This is a genomic window from Mammaliicoccus sp. P-M59 (genome assembly GCF_022386135.1).
GTDB classification, from domain to species: Bacteria; Bacillota; Bacilli; order Staphylococcales; family Staphylococcaceae; genus Mammaliicoccus; species Mammaliicoccus sciuri_A.
In genome coordinates this window covers 1-18,736 of the sequence record NZ_JAJNJJ010000001.1, presented here as the reverse complement: position 1 = coordinate 18,736, position 18,736 = coordinate 1, and the positions used below count along the sequence as shown (strand labels likewise).

General features: G+C 31.3%; 23 protein-coding genes. 13 read left to right on the top strand and 10 right to left on the bottom strand.

Going from position 1 to position 18,736, the window contains the following annotated elements; genetic code table 11:
* Nucleotides 1-193 precede the first annotated feature (193 nt).
* The 5 genes from LQ617_RS00115 (at nt 194) to LQ617_RS00095 (ending at nt 4,658) form a co-directional block, all read left to right on the top strand.
* Nucleotides 194-1,348: a betaine/proline/choline family ABC transporter ATP-binding protein gene (locus tag LQ617_RS00115; RefSeq protein WP_198052177.1), complete on the top strand. Its 1,155-nt coding sequence runs from the start codon at nt 194-196 to the stop codon at nt 1,346-1,348.
* Between the two features lie 13 nt (nt 1,349-1,361).
* Nucleotides 1,362-1,997, top strand: a complete 636-nt coding sequence (locus LQ617_RS00110) for an ABC transporter permease (protein WP_025905237.1) — start codon at nt 1,362-1,364, stop codon at nt 1,995-1,997.
* A gap of 15 nt (nt 1,998-2,012) precedes the next feature.
* On the top strand, nt 2,013-2,963 hold the full coding sequence (locus LQ617_RS00105; protein WP_037588621.1) for an osmoprotectant ABC transporter substrate-binding protein: 951 nt from the start codon (nt 2,013-2,015) through the stop codon (nt 2,961-2,963).
* A gap of 2 nt (nt 2,964-2,965) precedes the next feature.
* On the top strand, nt 2,966-3,655 hold the full coding sequence (locus tag LQ617_RS00100; protein ID WP_025905235.1) for an ABC transporter permease: 690 nt from the start codon (nt 2,966-2,968) through the stop codon (nt 3,653-3,655).
* A 169-nt stretch (nt 3,656-3,824) separates the two neighbouring features.
* Nucleotides 3,825-4,658 (top strand): DUF6612 family protein, encoded by an 834-nt coding sequence (locus tag LQ617_RS00095; RefSeq protein ID WP_239739159.1) that lies wholly within the window; start codon nt 3,825-3,827, stop codon nt 4,656-4,658.
* 417 nt (nt 4,659-5,075) lie between these two features.
* Here the strand turns inward: LQ617_RS00095 and sagB are convergent, their stop codons facing one another.
* Both sagB and LQ617_RS00085 read right to left on the bottom strand, forming a co-directional pair.
* Complete coding sequence (gene sagB / locus LQ617_RS00090) at nt 5,076-6,011, bottom strand: peptidoglycan release complex glucosaminidase SagB (protein ID WP_239739157.1); 936 nt, start codon at nt 6,009-6,011, stop codon at nt 5,076-5,078.
* Nucleotides 6,012-6,197: 186 nt separating this feature from the next.
* The gene (locus tag LQ617_RS00085) at nt 6,198-6,419 is read right to left on the bottom strand and encodes a hypothetical protein (RefSeq protein ID WP_025905232.1); all 222 of its coding nucleotides are present in this window, start codon (nt 6,417-6,419) and stop codon (nt 6,198-6,200) included.
* A gap of 278 nt (nt 6,420-6,697) precedes the next feature.
* Between LQ617_RS00085 and LQ617_RS00080 the strand changes: the two genes are divergently transcribed.
* Nucleotides 6,698-7,174, top strand: a complete 477-nt coding sequence (locus LQ617_RS00080) for a sigma-70 family RNA polymerase sigma factor (RefSeq protein ID WP_239739155.1) — start codon at nt 6,698-6,700, stop codon at nt 7,172-7,174.
* Nucleotides 7,175-7,250: 76 nt separating this feature from the next.
* Nucleotides 7,251-7,721, top strand: a complete 471-nt coding sequence (locus LQ617_RS00075; RefSeq protein ID WP_224658753.1) for a competence protein ComK — start codon at nt 7,251-7,253, stop codon at nt 7,719-7,721.
* Nucleotides 7,722-7,763: 42 nt separating this feature from the next.
* Here the strand turns inward: LQ617_RS00075 and LQ617_RS00070 are convergent, their stop codons facing one another.
* On the bottom strand, nt 7,764-8,585 hold the full coding sequence (locus LQ617_RS00070) for a DUF5996 family protein (protein ID WP_037588630.1): 822 nt from the start codon (nt 8,583-8,585) through the stop codon (nt 7,764-7,766).
* Between the two features lie 24 nt (nt 8,586-8,609).
* The gene (locus tag LQ617_RS00065; protein WP_037588633.1) at nt 8,610-9,065 is read right to left on the bottom strand and encodes a hypothetical protein; all 456 of its coding nucleotides are present in this window, start codon (nt 9,063-9,065) and stop codon (nt 8,610-8,612) included.
* Between the two features lie 97 nt (nt 9,066-9,162).
* On the opposite strand from LQ617_RS00065, the gene LQ617_RS00060 reads away from it, so the two are divergent.
* The gene (locus LQ617_RS00060; protein WP_239739154.1) at nt 9,163-9,834 is read left to right on the top strand and encodes a helix-turn-helix domain-containing protein; all 672 of its coding nucleotides are present in this window, start codon (nt 9,163-9,165) and stop codon (nt 9,832-9,834) included.
* Here the strand turns inward: LQ617_RS00060 and LQ617_RS00055 are convergent.
* Complete coding sequence (locus LQ617_RS00055; protein ID WP_239739151.1) at nt 9,825-10,457, bottom strand: HAD family hydrolase; 633 nt, start codon at nt 10,455-10,457, stop codon at nt 9,825-9,827. The two genes, LQ617_RS00060 and LQ617_RS00055, sit on opposite strands and share 10 nt — an antisense overlap.
* A 67-nt stretch (nt 10,458-10,524) precedes the next feature.
* Nucleotides 10,525-10,914, bottom strand: a complete 390-nt coding sequence (locus LQ617_RS00050) for a hypothetical protein (protein ID WP_202188957.1) — start codon at nt 10,912-10,914, stop codon at nt 10,525-10,527.
* 211 nt (nt 10,915-11,125) lie between these two features.
* Between LQ617_RS00050 and LQ617_RS00045 the strand changes: the two genes are divergently transcribed.
* On the top strand, nt 11,126-12,475 hold the full coding sequence (locus tag LQ617_RS00045; protein ID WP_239739149.1) for a PepSY-associated TM helix domain-containing protein: 1,350 nt from the start codon (nt 11,126-11,128) through the stop codon (nt 12,473-12,475).
* 97 nt (nt 12,476-12,572) lie between these two features.
* Here LQ617_RS00045 and LQ617_RS00040 read toward each other — a convergent pair whose 3' ends face one another.
* The 3 genes from LQ617_RS00040 to LQ617_RS00030 form a co-directional block, all read right to left on the bottom strand.
* Nucleotides 12,573-12,737: a hypothetical protein gene (locus LQ617_RS00040; RefSeq protein ID WP_162841912.1), complete on the bottom strand. Its 165-nt coding sequence runs from the start codon at nt 12,735-12,737 to the stop codon at nt 12,573-12,575.
* 96 nt (nt 12,738-12,833) lie between these two features.
* Entirely contained in the window at nt 12,834-13,691 is an 858-nt protein-coding gene (locus LQ617_RS00035) for a cation diffusion facilitator family transporter (RefSeq protein WP_037588643.1), read from the bottom strand.
* Nucleotides 13,692-14,013: 322 nt separating this feature from the next.
* Nucleotides 14,014-14,724 (bottom strand): transaldolase, encoded by a 711-nt coding sequence (locus LQ617_RS00030; protein WP_037588645.1) that lies wholly within the window; start codon nt 14,722-14,724, stop codon nt 14,014-14,016.
* A 193-nt stretch (nt 14,725-14,917) separates the two neighbouring features.
* On the opposite strand from LQ617_RS00030, the gene LQ617_RS00025 reads away from it, so the two are divergent.
* From LQ617_RS00025 to LQ617_RS00010, 4 genes are read left to right on the top strand one after another with little or no spacing between them, the layout of a single operon-like run.
* Nucleotides 14,918-15,769 (top strand): MBL fold metallo-hydrolase, encoded by an 852-nt coding sequence (locus tag LQ617_RS00025; protein ID WP_239739146.1) that lies wholly within the window; start codon nt 14,918-14,920, stop codon nt 15,767-15,769.
* A gap of 46 nt (nt 15,770-15,815) precedes the next feature.
* Complete coding sequence (locus LQ617_RS00020; RefSeq protein WP_037588649.1) at nt 15,816-16,118, top strand: hypothetical protein; 303 nt, start codon at nt 15,816-15,818, stop codon at nt 16,116-16,118.
* 43 nt (nt 16,119-16,161) lie between these two features.
* Nucleotides 16,162-16,527, top strand: coding sequence for a fluoride efflux transporter CrcB (gene crcB / locus LQ617_RS00015; RefSeq protein ID WP_126477612.1), 366 nt, complete (start codon nt 16,162-16,164; stop codon nt 16,525-16,527).
* On the top strand, nt 16,524-16,871 hold the full coding sequence (locus LQ617_RS00010) for a fluoride efflux transporter FluC (protein WP_037588653.1): 348 nt from the start codon (nt 16,524-16,526) through the stop codon (nt 16,869-16,871). The genes crcB and LQ617_RS00010 overlap by 4 nt, the downstream gene beginning before the upstream one ends.
* 123 nt (nt 16,872-16,994) lie before the next feature.
* On the opposite strand, the gene LQ617_RS00005 is transcribed toward LQ617_RS00010, so the two are convergent.
* Nucleotides 16,995-18,736 (bottom strand): putative Ig domain-containing protein (locus LQ617_RS00005; RefSeq protein ID WP_239739144.1); only part of this gene is annotated, 1,742 nt, incomplete at its 5' end.

The following is an 18,736-nucleotide window of genomic DNA, read 5'->3' as shown; positions in this document are numbered from 1 at the left end:
CTATTATACATGTTAAAAACACGACTTGTCTTTATACATACTTCTAGCCTAATTCACACTTTTTGTATTTATTCCTTTTTTTAAATAACAATAAACATAAATTACACGATTTGGGCGATTTTCATAATTATGCAACTAATGTGTTATAATAATAAACGTCATTATTATAAATTTCAAAAAAAGGAGAAGTGTTATGTTATCAATCCAAGACTTAACTAAAGTTTATCGTGGCGGTAAAAAAGCCGTTAATAGCATCAATATGGAAATTGAATCTGGTGAATTCATAGCTTTTATCGGTACGAGTGGTAGCGGGAAGACAACTGCTTTAAGAATGATTAACCGTATGATTGAGCCAACTAGCGGGACAATTACGCTTGACGGGAAAGATTTAAGCAAGATGAATCCAGTTAATTTAAGAAGAAATATAGGTTATGTCATTCAACAAATTGGTTTAATGCCACATATGACGATACGTGAAAATATCGTATTAGTACCTAAATTACTTAAATGGACTAAAGAAGAAAAAGAGAAAAAAGCTAAAGAACTTATTAAATTAGTAGACTTACCAGAATCATATTTAGATTTATATCCATCGCAATTATCTGGTGGACAACAACAACGTATTGGTGTTGTAAGAGCACTTGCAGCAGACCAAGATATCATTTTAATGGACGAACCATTTGGCGCGTTAGACCCTATTACGAGAGATACATTGCAAGACCTTGTTAAGACGCTGCAACAAAAACTTGGTAAAACCATTATATTTGTTACGCATGATATGGATGAAGCAATTAAATTGGCAGATAGAATTTGTATTATGTCTCAAGGTGAAATCATTCAATTTGATTCACCAAACAATATTTTAAAAAATCCAGCTAATGATTTCGTACGCGAGTTTATCGGTCAGAACAGACTTATTCAAGATAGACCTAACATACGTGTTGTTGATGATGCAATGAAAGATCCAATTGCCATCACTTCTGAGAAGACTATTGACGAAGCTGTTTCAATTATGAGAGAGCGACGCGTAGATACGCTATTTATTACAAATGTAAAAGGTAAACTTGTTGGATATATTGATATTGAAGATTTGAACGAAGGATATCGTAAAAAATCAGACATTATCGATATTATGCATCGAGATATTTATACAGTTAAGACAGGTACGATGCTTCAAGACTCTGTTCGTACAATTTTAAAACGAAATGTAAGATTAATTCCTGTTGTTGATGAACAATATTACATAAAAGGTGTTATAACAAGAGCAAGCTTAGTAGATATTGTATACGATTCTATATGGGGACAAACCGAGGAAACAGAAGCAACTGAAAAAAGTGATATCAAATAAGGAGTGAAAAATAGTGATTGAATTCTTACAAGTTAACGGAAACGAACTACTTCAGAAGACACTGGAACACTTCTATATTTCATTATTAGCTTTACTTTTAGCAATGATCGTAGCGATACCACTTGGCATTTTATTAACACGAACTAAAAAATTAGCCAAAGTTGTATTATCTATTGCAAGTGTTCTACAAACCGTTCCGTCATTAGCAGTATTAGCACTTATGATTCCTTTCTTAGGTGTTGGTAAATTACCTGCCATTTTAGCATTATTTATTTATATCTTATTACCGATTTTAAACAACACATATATCGGCATTAATAATGTTGATAAAAATGTTAAAGCAGCCGGACTAAGTATGGGTATGACAAAATTCCAAGAAATGTTCATGATTGAATTACCACTTGCTATATCAGTCATTATGAGTGGCGTACGTTTATCAAGTGTTTATGCAATCAGTTGGGCAACATTAGCAAGTTTCATTGGTGCTGGTGGTTTAGGCGACTTTATCTTTAATGGTTTGAACTTATACCAACCTGATTTAATTATTGGCGGTGCCATAAGTGTTACATTAATCGCGCTTATTATGGACTTTGTACTTTCTAAAGTTGAACTATGGGTTACACCTAAAGGGTTAAAAGTTTCAAGATAAGGAGGAAATATAAACATGAATAGATATTTTAAACTGTTATTGCCTATCATGGCTTTATCTGTCATTTTATCTGGATGTTCATTACCTTTTCTTGGCGCTTCAGGTGATGAAAACTCAATAAAAATAGGTATGCAAAACACAAGTGAATCACAAATTATGGGACATATAGATAAATTGATGATAGAACATGAAGCTAAAAAAGATAACGTAAAAGAAAACAACATACAGCTTATCAATAATTTAGGATCATCGACTGTTACATTTAATGCTCAAAATAGTGGAGATGTTAACATTTCAAGTGCAAGATATACGGGAACTGATTTAACAGGTGCATTGGGTAAAGACCCTATCACTGATCCTAAAAAAGCTTTAAAAGTAGTGAGAGATGCATTCGATAAAGATTATGACCAAAAATGGTATGGTTCATATGGTTTTGAAAACACTTATGCCATGATGGTTACGAAAGAAACAGCGAAGAAATACAACCTAAAAAAAGTTTCAGATATGAAAAAAGTAGCAAACAAATTAGAGGCTGGCGTTGACTCATCTTGGATGAAACGTCCTGGCGATGGATACCCAGCATTTAAAGAAAAATATGGTTTCGATTTTAAACGTACTCGTCCAATGCAAATTGGTCTTGTATATGATGCGTTAAACACAGGTAAAATGGACGTTGTTTTAGGTTATACAACAGACGGAAGAATTGCGAGCTATGATTTAGTTGTGCTTGAAGATGACTTGAACTTCTTCCCTCCATACGATGCAAGTCCATTAGTTACAAAATCTTTAATTAAAGAAAAACCTTATGTTGATCGTGCAATGAATAAATTAAGAGGAAAAATTTCAACAGAACAAATGCAAAAATTAAACTACGAAGCAGATAATAACCTTAAAGAACCTGCCGTAGTAGCTGAAGAATTCCTTAAAAAGCACAATTATTTTGACGATGAAAAGGATGGTGAGTAATAGTGGTTGATAATCATGTATGGTCACAATTAGTCGATTATTATGCAACAAATGGTGGATATATATTTCAACTTTTTCTAACTCATTTACTTATTTCTGTTTATGGTGTGTTATTTGCGGTTATAATAGGTATACCAGTAGGAATTTTCATTGCTAGATATTCTAAATTATCCGGCTTTGTTATTTCACTAGCTAATATAATTCAAACGGTTCCAGCACTTGCCCTACTAGCTATACTAATGCTTGTAATGGGTCTTGGTTCTAACACTGTTGTTATGACAGTATTCTTATACGCTTTATTACCGATTATCAAAAATACGTATACTGGTATTAATAACGTAAATTCTAGTATAAAAGATGCTGGTAAAGGTATGGGTATGACATCACGTCAAATCTTGACGATGGTTGAACTTCCCCTTTCTTTATCTGTTATGATTGGTGGTATAAGAATCGCGTTCGTTATTGCAATTGGTGTTACTGCAATCGGATCATTTATTGGATCGTCTACACTTGGTGATATCATTATTAGAGGTACAAACGCTACTGATGGTACATCACTTATCTTAGCCGGTGCAATCCCTACCGCTTTATTAGCAGTATTAAGTGATTTATTTTTAGGATATATTGAAAAGAAATTAGACCCAACAAAGAGAAAGCAAAAAGGTCCACAACCTCAAACACTTTCGGAGTGATATTAAATGAAATTTATATTTAAAGTAATTGTAGCAACTATTGTTATTTTAATACTTTCACCTAAGAAAAAACTCAAATAATTTACATTAATAACTTATGTAATTATATAATTTTTTGCTATTATTAATTGCATAGTGTTAGTATAGTTAAAACAAAGGAGGAAGTAATATGAAATATAGAATACTTGGAAGTTTATTTTTATCATCAACACTTGTTTTAGCAGCATGCGGGAATGGCTCAGATAGTTCAGATTCTGATACAAAATCAGAAAAGAAAGATGACACTAAAAGTTCTAGCCAAGTCGTAAAAGACTTACAAAGTAGTGCGAAAGATGTTAAAAGTTATCATACTGATAACAAAATCGAAGTTTCTGCTGAAGGCGAAGATAGTCAAACTGTAGAAGTTGGCATGGATGTTGATGAAAAAGAAACAGCTAAATTAGATATGGACCAAGCTGGACAAAAAATGTCAATTTATGTACAAGGCGATAAAATGCTCGCTAAAGTAGATGACCAATGGGTAGACTTATCTTCTCAAGTAGAAAATATGAATATCGATAGTTCTCTAGATCAATTAAATTATGAAAAATACGCAAAAACTTTAAGTGCTTTTAAAGATGCGAAAACTAAAAAAGTTGACGATGGATATGAACTTACATATGACATCAAAAACAAAGAAGATTTCACTAAGTTAGCTAACGCCTCAGGTAACAAAGATCAACTAGAACAATTTGAATCACAAGTTGATAAAGTTAAAGGTAATGCTGTATTGAAAGTAAATAAAGATAATCATATTGATTCATACAAATTAAATGCTAAATTAACTAAAGATGACGAAACCGCTGATATGAAGACAAACGTCACATATAATAAGTTAAACGAAATTGATGAAATTAAGATTCCAGATGAAGCAAAAGACGCTAAGAAAATAGAAGACTTACAAGGCGGATCATCTAGCTCATCAAGCAGTAGTTCATCAAATAGTTCAGATAAAGCATCATAAATAGTAAAGACTCGAGGTTAATGCCTCGAGTCTTTTTTGATTTGGATAGGTGCGGTTCCTTGTGAACACTTTCGCCCAAACTTGTTCATAACGGGATTGTTAGTTACAAAACTCGGCTGAAGTGTTACTATGGACCGCCTTAGTTACAAAACTTGGCCAAAGTGTTACTAACGCCCTCCTTAGTTACAAAACTCGACCGAAGTGTTACTATGGGCTGCCTTAATTACAAAACTCCTGAGATTTGTAACTAAGGAACTCAGTTAACGGCACCAGTATTTGCACTTCTCACCAAACTTGCTAATAACGACACCAGTATTTGCACTTCTCACCAAACTTACTAATAACAGCAATCTATTACGACTACTTCTATACTCCACTCACACAAAAAAAGACTCGAAACATGTGTCTCGAGTCTTCTTAATTACTATTTTCTTCTTGTTTATCTAATTTTTCATCTAATGCTTTGATTGAAAGTGACTTATCTGTATCTTCGTATTTATATACGATATAGTACTTTCCTTCTGTTTTAAGTTCGTTATAGAAATCTGCTATTATACGTGCATTACTTTGTGCCCATTTGATATCTGTTGCGTATTGATGTACGCCTGGTTTCTCTGGGTTCCATCTCATACTATATAATGTGTTTTGCTCTGGGTTTGATAAATAATGATCATGTATAAACTTCGCGCCACCTGATATGGCTTTTTGAGGTGTATCCCAGTCTCTTTTTTTAGCGTAATTTGCGCCTGTTCCGATAGGATCACTGTCTAAAGCACCGACACCATAAAAGTTATAATACTTTTTACCATCAGATTCTTCTTTAGATTTCGTTACTTTCCCTTTGTCGGTTAACATGACACCATTTGCTAATTCACTTTTGTTATTACCTGTTTCTAATATCGCGTGAGATATTAAATACACTTCATTAACATGCTCTTTCTTAGCAGCATTTAAAAATTCTGTTGTATAATCTTCAAGTACTTCTTGCTTTCTTAACATATGATGAATTCGTTTTTCTTCAATTCCTTGATACTCTGATAAGTTCAGAAATTGATATACTTGTTTTTTATCATTTAAGATTTTTTCAACATCCATCACTTCATATATTTCGCTTCGTGTTGCATTTTTCCAATTGCCTGACTCTGTTGCTACTTGCATTTTCGTATCATTTTTATATTGTTTATTTACCGCTTTACTTAAAGTTAATGGAACTTCTACATTATCTTCTTGTTTATCTACTTCATAAAATTTCAAATGATCTGAAATCAAATAATAAAACAGGCCAACAATAACTAACAAGACTATTGATAATATGACTAAATTTTTAATGGTTTCTAGCCTGGCATTTTTCATCGTTTCACCTCTATGTTTGTAAACCACCATCAATCATAATTTATTACCTAATTTTTACAATTGTATTAAAGTTTACTCTTTATATTCTATAGGATAAGGGCTTATTATTCAAAAATAAGAATGTTACGTTTTAATTACTATTATATTTCAACAAAAAAAGCAAACATGCTTTGAAAGTATGTTTGCTTATTTATAAGTTGAATAATTCATAAATATAAATGACATTGCCGCTGATCTATTCTTATAGTTATAGTGGCTTAAATTGATTGTACCCTCTTCTTCGCCATTTCTATAATTCATAAATCTGTTTACGTTGTTAATCATTACAAAATCTGCGTTATCTCTTATCGTATTCAAGTCATTATTTCTTGCAAAAAAGTGTTCTAAATTTAGATGTTCGTAATCCATATGATGAGCCTCCTAATCTTTGCCCCAATAAAACATATGTCCATATATATAACCAAATATACACGTTTGAAGCGAAAATGTAAATCATTTCAATCTATGTTTTTATAAGATATTTTCGAGAAAAAGTCTTTATTTTTTCAAAATAATCTCATAAATTATGTTCTATTTTAAAGTTTGTCCGTTTTTTTAATATTTAACTGATTTTTAAAGTGCTTATTTATTATTTACAATGCGTTTATCCGGAAATAAACGTGTGCATGCTCACCAAAGAGGACAACATGAAACAACACAAATTTGAACATTATTATAAGCAATACAAAAATATGATTCATTATTTACTGCATCGATATCAAATCAAATATGGTTACGAAGATTATTATCAACTGTTATTAATTAAACTATGGACTGAAATAGAGCGTTATGATTTTTCAAAGACCGCTTCACTAGATAAATATTTATATACGAAATTAAAGTATTACCTCATTGACTGTATCAGAAAGCAAAGTAAAGATTCAAACCGTGTTTCCCCCACTTCAAATAATGAAATGTTAGATCAAAGTTTCATTGAATCTCATCAATTTGAAACGTTTAGTATGTTAGAGATTTTGTCTCAAGATGAACTTATGTGGCTAAAGTTAACATTACAAGGCTTCTCAACTCAAGAAATTGCGATATATTTAAATAAAAGTGAATCGTCCATTAAGTATTATCGCAAAAATGCACGTCGTAAATTGAAATCTCATTTTTTATTTTAATTACAAATGAATCTTCAAAAATTACAATCATTTTTTCCAAAATTTAAGTAACATGTTATATAGGGAGGTGTATCAATTGACTTTGATCAACCCTAATATGACATTACTGAAATACGCTGATGATTCAGCTTATAGATTCCAAATCGAATATTTAGATCAATCAACCATTTATACTAATCATTCTATCCCTTATCTTATTAACGATGCACTGAAAATTGAAGGTGCTAGTTTAAAATCAAGAGAACGTTACGCCAAATATGTCCTAAAAATTTCTAAACTTCTTCCTATTCTCATCTATGCCACTGAGGATTTCGTATTATTTCCAACAAGTGCTAAATCTAACTACAATTATATGCTGATTAACAGTAAACACATTGTTCATATCGACGCATACAAACATTACACTAAATTGTTTTTAATTAATCAGCATACGAAAGTGATATATCATGAATATCCTATCATCAGTAGAAAACTCGGTGAATCATTAAGACTCATTCAGTTTCAAAAGCATCATCTTAACAGACTAAATCTACCCTCATATATATAAAAGTCGTTACGCTTTAAACGCGTAACGGCTTTATTTGTCATGTTATATTAACTTGCTACTTACACCTGATAACAATGCTTGGTATGCACTATTAAAGAATGTCAGCAGTACTTCATCTCTTCTAATGATACTTTCTAAATCTTCTTCATAAATTAAAAAGCTTCCATCTTTACCATTATATTCAGCATATGATGGTTCTACTTGTTTCAAGTTGATTTTATCTTGCTTAAACGGATTAATCTTAATAATATAATAAGGAGACTCTCTATATTTATCTCCAAAGTAATAACAAAGTGATACGGTATACTCATCATTACCTTCTACGTAAAAAATAGATGTTACATCAAATTTATCCCAAAACAAACCTGTTTTGACATCTTTAATATTTCTTGAATGCAAAAATTGATAATGATCATATTGAGCTTGCTGCATTAATCTAAGTGCATGATATGCAGTCTTTGGATTAAAGATGCGTTCTTTATCATCTTCATCTAGCGTTTTTTCATATGGAATATTATATGGCTTCGTATTGATTGCAATATCAATGCCGTTATCATGCAATGTATCAAATATAAAGTGATAATATTCTTGAATTGTACGTCCAGATTTGACGATCATTGATTCTTCCTTTTCATCTATTTTAACGATTAATAACTGATCGATTAAATCTAAGTTAATTTCAAATGTATGGTTGTCCTTTTTTAATTCACCTGTAGATAGCCCAACTTGATTGACAGTTAACATAACGTGCTTATATAACGGTTCAGGTGTATTCACAGCTAAACAACATTTCCCCATAATTTGAACAATATATCTTATTGTTGCACGTGTATCACGCCATTCATCAAAATATAACAAGCTCATCTACAACACCCCCTAATCAGTAATCTATGAAAATTCTTTAAATCTTCTAGCGATTAATAAACGCCTTGTAAAGAATGCATTTACCCATTTGATACCTTTATAACCTATAAAAAATAACACAATACCTATAACAAGGTATAAGGCTTGTAATGTTAATGCTTCACCAATTGGTTTTGTGAAATATAATGTAAATGTCCCTAATATCAACAAAGCAGCTGTTATTAAAATGCCCGCCATTAAGACATTTCCAAATAATAGTCCACCTAACGTAATTACTTTATACAAACTACTTGGTGGTGTTGCTTTATCTATAATTTCATTTTCTACAAATTCATTCACAAATTTACTTGGTTTACCATATTCATCGATTAAATTTTTATCTGTATGATGGTTTAATTTTTCATGCGCTATATGTTTTTCTTTTTTATTGATAAACCAAAGCTTTTTATAAACAATGGATTTATATTGTTCGTTATTCATTACACACCTCTAAAATTCATTAATATTTTAATTATAACATTAATCAATCACTACGTTGATTATTTTTCAAAATTGCTATTTTGAAGGAGTGAAAATAATGTTTAATTTTAATATCAACTTTATTTCACATGAAAATAAATGGATTTATCATAATGAATACGCATCGATCATATATGTCACAAATGGTTATATTAATATTTTTTATCATACATCGAATTACATGATGACATTGAATAAAGGATTTTTGTGCATTGTACCATTTGATGAATATAGTTTTATTTTTGCAGTTAATGGTCAAATATGTATACTGAATATTAATAAATTATTAATATATACGTTAGCTTCAAATATCTATGAATACTGCTTACTCAAAAATTTCTATCCTATTATTCAGTCTTTCAAATTTGATAAAGTATATGACCTCTTAAATACACTTAACATATTTGCACCTTATCATAAAGATCAATTAACGACTTCGATTTCAACGAGTATCATTACGTTATTAGATGATATTAAACAGCCACCTTATCCTAAAATTTCAACTAACGATTCTTATGTAAGTCTTTACCACCACAATCATTATAGAAACCGTCAATTGTTTGAAGCTACTGTTGCACTTATCTTCAATACACATCAATCTATTTCAGATATAGCTTTAGAATATGACTTTTATGACCAAGCTCATTTTACAAAAGTCTTTAAAAATCACCGAAACATGACGCCGCTTCATTTTAGAAAAAGATACAATGTCTATTCACATTACAAATAGCGATTGATAATTTCTTCAGCCTCTATATTCTTTGCTAAAATATTTAATGAATCAAAATTCAAATCTTCTGTAATTTCATGCGTTATAACGATTACGTCCATACCAGCATCTATTGCAGCTTGTGCACCATTCGTCGTGTCCTCAATTGCTAAACACTTTTCTGGTTCTACTTCAAGATCATGTGCTACTTGAATATATAATTCTGGATTCGGCTTAACAAACGCAACATCTTCTCGCCCTTTAATAACATCGATATATTTATCTAATTCTAATCTTTGTACATTAGGCATAATATGCGCTTTATAACTACTAGTCGCGATACCCATTTTCTTTTGATTTTGAGTACCATATTCTATTAAATCTTTAACAACTGGTTTAATAGGCAGAGATTTCGTACCTTCATAATGATCTTCAAACATCTCTTCTAAAGCCTGTTTTGAACCTAAAGCATTCAATATTTTATCATTTAATGCTTCTGATACTGACCCTATAGAAGCTTTATATTCATCTAAACTTATCTTTTCGTTATTCTTTTGTTCAATGTGTTTATTTAACGTGTTAAATAAATTAATTTCTGTATCTATTATCGTACCGTCAAAATCAAATATGATTGCATCGTACATGTTCATACACTCCATTCTAAAAAAATAAGAGACTAGGACTATTCTTAATCCCGGTCTCTTATTTTGATTATAAATCTTCTGATTTAAGTGTCAATTCTAAACGATCGATAATGTTCTCTAATTGAATTAAACTAAGTGATTTTTCCTGTGCAATGCGCTCTCTATTTGTTGCTAAATATTGCACGATATCATGTAATGGGATAATAGAACCTTTTTGTGTCCCATTCTCTTCAATAATAAATAAGCCATCTGACTCATTTAAGTTTAATTCATCTTGTTTTGCATTTGATAAATCATTCTTAAAATACACTGAACCATGAGGAAAATCTTGATGCTTTCTTTCTTCTAAAGAAATGACTGCATCGTGTATATTCTCTTGATTTAATCCATTGTAAAATTGATTAATAATTTGAGTACGATTATCGTGATCGTCGAATAATTTTAGGTTTGTTAACATAGTCATTCACCTCATCCCGTTGCTTATATTTTAACATCTTAAACTGAATATTTAGAGTATTTTATTATTACATTTTCAAGTCATTTATTACATAATTTTTTCGGCATTCACGAAAGCGTCAAAAATTACGTCGTTTCCATATTGTAATTAATTTCAAAAAATAATAATGTTAAATAGAAGTTATACATTATTTGAAATAGAGGTTGAGTACATGAACAAAAGTTTTAATCCATTGAGACGGTTACATTTTTATGCAGCTTTCTTTATCACACCTTTATTATTAACACTCTCACTTACAGGTATTGGTTATTTATTTTATACAAATGTAGAAAATAATATTTACCATGATGAATTTTTTAAAGATAGCGCTACGAAAGGTCATCAATCATTAGATGATGCTATTCAAGAAATTAGAGATGTATATAAAGGATACGACTTTCAAAAGATTAGTATTATGGATGAGCCATACAATAACAGAGTTACAATCGGGAATGAAGATGGTGATTCACGTTATATTTTCTTGGATGAACATAACCAAAGAGTTGCAAATCAAAATGCTAAATATACATATTCCAACGTATTAAGAGAAACACATAGTTCATTATTCGTTGGTGGAAGTTTTGTAAATTATTTAGTTGAGTTAGCTGCATGTTGGACAATTTTTATGATTATATCAGGTATTTATTTAACTTTTAAATCAAAAGCATTGAAACCAACTAAAAAGAAATCATCATTCTTATTTAATAGACGATTACACGCAATCATAGGACTTATTATTGCAATTCCTATATTCATAATCGTTCTAACAGGCTTACCATGGTCAGCACTTATGGGTAAACAAATTAACCAATTTGCTGAGGATCATCCAAAGCTCGGCTATACAGCATTACAAGCTAATCCACCAGAATCAGAAGATAATGAATTACCATGGGCAACGCGTACTAAGGAGAAACCTTCATCTAAAAAAGATCCACATGCCGCACATCACGGTTCTATGAGTAATGTGATTGGTGCAGATGGACAACAAAGTTTAGAGAATATTATCGCAAGTGCTGAAGAAAATGGCATTAAAAAGCCATTCTCTATCGTTTACCCTTCTGATGAAAAAGGAGTATTCACTGTTTCGAAAAGTAGTAATACAGGTGTTACAGGATTAGACGTTGCACCAAAAGAAGAAACGACAGCATATTTCGATCAATATTCAGGTAAACTATTAGATAAAGTAGATTATGATGATTATGGTATTATCGGTAAATGGTTCAGTTTCGGCATACCTTTACATGAAGGACACCTATTTGGAACTGCAAATAAAATCATTAACCTATTAGTTTGTTTAGCCTTTATTGGCGGCATTACATTTGGTTTCTTATCATGGATGAAACGAAAGAAATCCAACTCATTTAGTGCACCAATAAGAACTAGTAATCAAATTCCAATTGGACTTATTGTATTCTTAGTTATATTAGGAATCGCAATGCCATTATTCGGATTATCACTAATTCCAGTCGCTATCATTGAATTCTTCTTATGGAGACGACATAATAGATTAAATACAGTGTAAATAAAAAGCATATCACGTATCTGAAATTAATTTCAGATAACACGTGATATGCTTATTTTTATACAAATATTTAAATGCATTCATATATTCATTAAACTTAGCTATTAGCCTCGTCATAATCATTACAAACTGCTTCAAGTAAGTGTCTTAAATCATGATCATCCATATCATCTGGAACTCTAACTTTTATAAGATGATTTTTATCAGTAATAACATGAAAATAATGATGGTCATTCTCATATCCTTTTCCTAGTATTTGCATGAATAACATCCCCTTAGATATATATCAAACACTCATATACTAATAGTATCATACTTATTTAATTTATTTTAATATTTGAATTTCGTAATAAATTGTTTACAAGTTAGGTTCTGGATGTACATAAGACGAATATACGCCAGCTTCTTTTAATTGATGTTCAACTAAATCACAAATATCATGTGCTTCATCTAGTGTTAAATCTTTATCTACAATGATCGTTACATCAAGAAAGACACTATTACCATGATAACGCCCTTTTATAGATGGAACGTCTAATACGCCCTCTATATTTTCAATTTCTTCTATATAATTATTTAAATCTTTTTCATGAAAACCATCACTCAAAGTGAATATCGATTCTTTAAAAATCGTAAAACCTGTATAAACAATAATAAAGCCTAGAATGACAGCAAGAATAATATCAATTATAGGTAGACCAAACTGTGTAAATATAAGGCCAATACCAGTACCGATGCTGACTAACGCATCAGACAAATTATCTTTTGCTGCTGATTTAAGTGATGTGCTTTTAGTCTTAATCGCTAATTTCCAATTAAATAAATATACTAAAATCATGATAATACCACTTATAAAACTGACCCATATCGTCAGTGTGCTAGGTTCACTATAGTCACCTTGAAGTAATTTAGGAATGTTGCTAGAAATAACTTCTATCCCGACAAACATAATGATAAAAGATACAATTAAAGTTGTAATATTTTCAGTCTTCATATGTCCATAAGGATGATTTTTATCAGCAGGTTTAACCGAAATCTTCAACCCTACCAGTACTGCCACAGAAACAAATATATCTGTTAAGTTGTTTAAACTGTCCGCTTTTAATGCAGCTGAATTATAAGTTGTCCCTACTACATATTTCAAAATAGAAAGAATAATATAAGTAACCAAACTTATATATGCGCCACGTTGTGCAATTCTCAAATTATTTGCCATTTCCAACACTCCAATTTTTTCACTGAAATATGATTATATAACAAAATTTAAGACAAGTTAATGAATTAGTTATCGTAAAATAATATAAATTATTTCGCATATTTATGTTTTAGGTATACCTATATTTCAAGTACATATTCTCTTATAATATAGTATTTATATATCTAAAAATTTTTAATATATGTTCAGATGAAATTTGTTACAATAGACCCCCTTAGTTACAATTCCTCCGACTTTTGTAACGTCTAAAAATCATTTTACTTACAAAACTAAAAAACCCAACAAAGTTAGATAACTTTGCTGAGTTTGATGAACTACATTCTTATAAAATACTTAATCCGCTAGCTTTAATATCTTTAGCAAATCCTTGAACTGTATCTACAGATAATTCATTAATATCTCTTCCGATGTTTGGTACTTTTGCTACTACATCTTTAGGACATGTAATGATATCTACGCCAATTTCGTCTGCTTGAATAACGTTAAATAATTCACGGCAACTTGCCCATAATAATTTAACGCCTTCTTTACTATGACAAACTTTTTCTGATTCTTTCATTAATGGTAGTGGATCTACACCTGTATCAGCAATTCTACCTGCGAATACTGAAACATATGTTTCAACTCCTGGTTTAATTGCTTCTACTATTTCTTTAACTTGTTCAATTGTATAAACAGCAGTGACATTAACTTTAACATCACTTTCTGATAATTTTTTAATTAAAGGAATCATTGATTCACCTTTTGTATTTACAACAGGAATTTTTACAAATACGTTTTCACCGTATTGTTTTAAAATCTCTGCTTCTTTAGCCATTGTTTCTATATCATCTGCAAATACTTCAAATGAAATCGAAGCATCTGGTATTGCTTTAACGACATCTTCAGCAAATGTTTTATAATCCGTTACACCTGCTTTTTTCATTAAACTTGGATTTGTTGTGAAACCATCAACTTCTTTATTCTGATAGGCTTGTTTCATTTCTTCAATGTCTGCACCATCAGCAAAAACTTGTACTTTAAGATTACTCATGAATTTCATTCCTTTCTACATGTTGTGCATTTATCGTACCATAATTTGCAATCGCTTACTAAATTATTTGTTTAAAACGACAATATCCGAGTTATTTTAAATGTATTTTGAGGTGCTTTATGGCATAATAAGAATAAATATAAATCAAATAATATTTTTTAAGTAATATAAATTGCTTAGGTGGTGTATTTTGATGGCTGATAATATAGAAACAATAAAGCATTTCAAACTATATACGACCGGTTCATTTTTAGGTGACGAAGCAGTCATCAATAATAGTCCTACGAGCCGAGTTGAACGGTACTATATTTTTTCCTACTATTTAGAAATTAATGATTTCAAAATACTCATAAATACAGGCTTTTCCGAACATGTGAAACCAAGTACGGATTTAAAAACTTTAAAATTATTTCGCAGACAAGACTATAAAGTGTACGAAACTTTGCCAAGTCAATTGTTGAAAGATCACGTACATCCAGATGAGATCGATTATTGTATCATTACAAATTTTTCAAGTCATCATCTCGGATATTTAAATGCGTTTAAAAATGCGACAATCATAACTTCAAGTGAAGCTTATCACGATTTTATTACACAACAAGTTTCCAACAACAATAACCTTCAATTAAGCTTTCATGTTATGCCGGATAACTTTAAAGAACGCATTGAATTTGTAGAAGATTTTGTACAAACTGAACACCCTATTTTGGGTAAAGGATATAAAGTCTTCAATCAAGATGCCTTAGTTAGCTATGATTTGCCAGGAGCCATGCCAGGTCAATTCGGCTTAATGATGACATTCTCTAATTTAAAGATTTTTATGTGTAGCGATGCCGCATGGTGCCGTTCAAATATTCAAAAGAATGACCTTCCTACTAAAAGATTGTTGCGCAAAGCATACAACGGCGAACTTTTCATTGAAACCCATTTAAAGCTTATTGATTTAAAAGAAAATGCGAATACCTCTCTTTTTATCATTCCTAGTCATTGTAAAAAAATGGACGACTTTGAAGAAGTAATGGAATTATTAGATGCAATAAAATAATTTATATGATAACATAAACGATTATATGGAATTTTTGGAGGGCATCATGGATAAAGCTAAACGCTATTTTTATATATCAATTATACTTATTATTATTAGTTTATTTTTAAGTGCACAAAATCCACTTTTAGAAACGATGTTTGGATCTTTAGTTTCACTCGTACTAATAAGTAGTATATTAAACGGTATTTTATTATTAATTGCTGTCTTTACAACTGATAAGTCAATTAAATATCAAACTGATAAACACTCAACATTATCAAAATTGAATAAACTATTACCAATTGTTTTATTCATCGTCATTTTATATCATATTGTCGTTATAATAAGATTTTTCGGAATAATTTAAGGGAAACATAATGTTTCCTTTTTTTAATGAGGAGGTTTATTAAATGGTATATTTAGCAATATTTTTAGGCGGTGCTATAGGTGGAGGGCTAAGATATTTAGTTTCGTTAATGATCACTAATGACGCTTTCCCGTTCTCCACCTTAACTGTTAACGTAATCGGAGCACTTTTAATGGGTATTTTCTCTACATATTTCATTAGCTATTTCAAAGCACATCCAAATATTAAAAAATTAATTACAACAGGCTTCTTAGGTGCTTTAACAACTTATTCATCTTTAAGTTTAGAAACAGTCGAGCTACTAGAACGTGGACATATATTTCTTGCAGGCACATATTTACTCGTTAGTTTACTTCTCGGATTCATATTTATTGCAATAGGATATAGGAAAGGAACTGATGAAGCATGACGTTATTATATATTATGATAAGTTCAGGTATAGGTGCTCTTTGCAGAAATTTCGTGAATGAATTCTTCACTAAACTATATACAAATCACTTCCCAGTAGCTACTCTAACTGTTAACGTAATCGGAAGCCTTATAATAGGATTTGCCGCACAATATTTAAATGATAATAGTTATTCATATGCAATTATCGCAATAGGCTTTTGCGGTGGATTTACAACATTCTCTACTCACTTTTTAGAAATATATGAACGATACTTGTTAAAATCATATAAAATGATGACTATTTATATCGTATCTACAGTCATACTATCAATCGGAGCATGTTATTTAGGATATCACTTATAATGCTTCTTACGAAAAGATACATTTATATCTATGACAAAATAAAAAGGACTGACAAGAATAAATTTTCTTATCAGTCCTTTTGTGTTTAAAAGTGTTTATTTTTTAGTTAAGATTCTAACTATTTTACTTATCGGTCTTAGAATCTTTTTTCTTTCTTCTAAATGTTAAAATTCCACCAAATAACGCAATAACAGATGCAAATAAAGTTAAGTTTTTATCTTGTTCACCTGTATCTGGTAATACTTTAGAATCGTTTCCACCGTTGGATGAATTGTCTCCATTATCTCCAGAGTTGTTGTTTCCACCGTTTGATGAATCGTCTCCGTTATCTCCTGAGTTGTTGTTTCCACCGTTTGATGAATCGTCTCCGTTATCTCCTGAGTTGTCATTTCCACCGTTGGATGAATCATCTCCGTTATCTCCTGAGTTGTCATTTCCACCGTTGGATGAATCATCTCCGTTATCTCCTGAGTTATCGTTTCCACCGTTGGATGAATCATCGCCATTATCTCCAGAGTTATCGTCACCGTCATCATCGCCGGGATTGTTACCATCATTTGATGAATCATCTTTTACAATTATAACGAAAGTTGTCGTTGTTTCATTGCCTTCACTATCTCTAGTTACAACTGTAACAGTGTATTCACCAGCTTTTGTCGGTGTGCCTGAAATTGTATTTGTTTCTGGATCGAATGTTACACCGTCTGGTAAGCCACTTACTTCATGTGTCACTGGTTTTCCACTATTATCTTGACCATTCAATGTTATATCTTTGATTGGTGTGTTCACTTCTGTTGTTTGGTCTTCTACTGGATCTACCGTTGGTGCTGTTGTATCTTCCACTGTAATCGTGAATGTAGTTTCTGTTTTGTTTCCTGATTCATCTGTTGTAACTACTGTTACATCATAGCTACCTACTGTTGTTGGTGTACCTGAAATGGTATTTGTCTCAGGATCATATGTCACACCTTCGGGTAATCCTGACACTTCATGTGTCACTGGTTGGTCACTGTTATCTTTACCATTCAATGTTACATCTTTGATTGGCGTATTTACTTCTGTTGTTTGATCTTCAATTGGTTCTACCGTTGGTGCTGTTGTATCTTCAACTGTTATTGTAAATGACGTTTCTGTTTTGTTGCCTGACTCATCTGTTGAAACTACTGTTACTTCATAACTTCCTACTGTTGTTGGTGTACCTGAGATTGTATTTGTTTCAGAATCATATGTCACACCTTCTGGTAGTCCTGATACTTCATGCGTGACTGGTTGACCACTGTTATCCTTACCGTTTAACGTCACATCTTTGATTGGTGTGTTTACTTCTGTTGTTTGGTCTTCAATTGCTTCTACCGTTGGTGGTAATGTGTCTTCTACAGTTATCGTAAATGTTGTTTCTGTTGTATTACCAGACTCATCTGTTGTAACTACTGTTACTTCATAGCTACCTACTGTTGTTGGTGTACCTGAGATAGTATTCGTTTCTGAATCATATGTTACACCTTCTGGTAAGCCACTTACTTCATGTGTCACTGGTTGACCACTATTATCTTGACCATTCAACGTTACATCTTCAATCGGTGTGTTCACTTCTTTCGTTTGGTCTTCAACCGGATCTACCGTTGGTGGTAATGTGTCTTCAACTGTTATTGTGAATGTTGTTTCTGTTTTGTTGCCTGACTCATCTGTTGAAATAACTGTTACGTCGTAACTACCTACTTTTGTTGGTGTACCTGAGATTGTATTTGTTTCTGAATCATATGTTACACCTTCAGGTAAGCCACTTACTTCATGTGTCACTGGTTGACCACTATTATCTTGACCATTCAACGTTACATCTTCAATCGGTGTGTTCACTTCTTTCG

What these genes read in the sequence shown, in the direction of transcription:
- LQ617_RS00115 (WP_198052177.1), top strand. Translation starts at nt 194, where the DNA reads ATGTTATCAATCCAAGACTTAACTAAAGTTTATCGTGGCGGTAAAAAA.
- LQ617_RS00105 (WP_037588621.1), top strand. Translation starts at nt 2,013, where the DNA reads ATGAATAGATATTTTAAACTGTTATTGCCTATCATGGCTTTATCTGTC.
- LQ617_RS00095 (WP_239739159.1), top strand. Translation starts at nt 3,825, where the DNA reads ATGAAATATAGAATACTTGGAAGTTTATTTTTATCATCAACACTTGTT.
- sagB (WP_239739157.1), bottom strand. Translation starts at nt 6,011, where the DNA reads ATGAAAAATGCCAGGCTAGAAACCATTAAAAATTTAGTCATATTATCA.
- LQ617_RS00085 (WP_025905232.1), bottom strand. Translation starts at nt 6,419, where the DNA reads ATGGATTACGAACATCTAAATTTAGAACACTTTTTTGCAAGAAATAAT.
- LQ617_RS00080 (WP_239739155.1), top strand. Translation starts at nt 6,698, where the DNA reads ATGAAACAACACAAATTTGAACATTATTATAAGCAATACAAAAATATG.
- LQ617_RS00070 (WP_037588630.1), bottom strand. Translation starts at nt 8,585, where the DNA reads ATGAGCTTGTTATATTTTGATGAATGGCGTGATACACGTGCAACAATA.
- LQ617_RS00065 (WP_037588633.1), bottom strand. Translation starts at nt 9,065, where the DNA reads ATGAATAACGAACAATATAAATCCATTGTTTATAAAAAGCTTTGGTTT.
- LQ617_RS00060 (WP_239739154.1), top strand. Translation starts at nt 9,163, where the DNA reads ATGTTTAATTTTAATATCAACTTTATTTCACATGAAAATAAATGGATT.
- LQ617_RS00055 (WP_239739151.1), bottom strand. Translation starts at nt 10,457, where the DNA reads ATGTACGATGCAATCATATTTGATTTTGACGGTACGATAATAGATACA.
- LQ617_RS00050 (WP_202188957.1), bottom strand. Translation starts at nt 10,914, where the DNA reads ATGTTAACAAACCTAAAATTATTCGACGATCACGATAATCGTACTCAA.
- LQ617_RS00045 (WP_239739149.1), top strand. Translation starts at nt 11,126, where the DNA reads ATGAACAAAAGTTTTAATCCATTGAGACGGTTACATTTTTATGCAGCT.
- LQ617_RS00040 (WP_162841912.1), bottom strand. Translation starts at nt 12,737, where the DNA reads ATGCAAATACTAGGAAAAGGATATGAGAATGACCATCATTATTTTCAT.
- LQ617_RS00035 (WP_037588643.1), bottom strand. Translation starts at nt 13,691, where the DNA reads ATGGCAAATAATTTGAGAATTGCACAACGTGGCGCATATATAAGTTTG.
- LQ617_RS00030 (WP_037588645.1), bottom strand. Translation starts at nt 14,724, where the DNA reads ATGAGTAATCTTAAAGTACAAGTTTTTGCTGATGGTGCAGACATTGAA.
- LQ617_RS00025 (WP_239739146.1), top strand. Translation starts at nt 14,918, where the DNA reads ATGGCTGATAATATAGAAACAATAAAGCATTTCAAACTATATACGACC.
- LQ617_RS00020 (WP_037588649.1), top strand. Translation starts at nt 15,816, where the DNA reads ATGGATAAAGCTAAACGCTATTTTTATATATCAATTATACTTATTATT.
- crcB (WP_126477612.1), top strand. Translation starts at nt 16,162, where the DNA reads ATGGTATATTTAGCAATATTTTTAGGCGGTGCTATAGGTGGAGGGCTA.
- LQ617_RS00010 (WP_037588653.1), top strand. Translation starts at nt 16,524, where the DNA reads ATGACGTTATTATATATTATGATAAGTTCAGGTATAGGTGCTCTTTGC.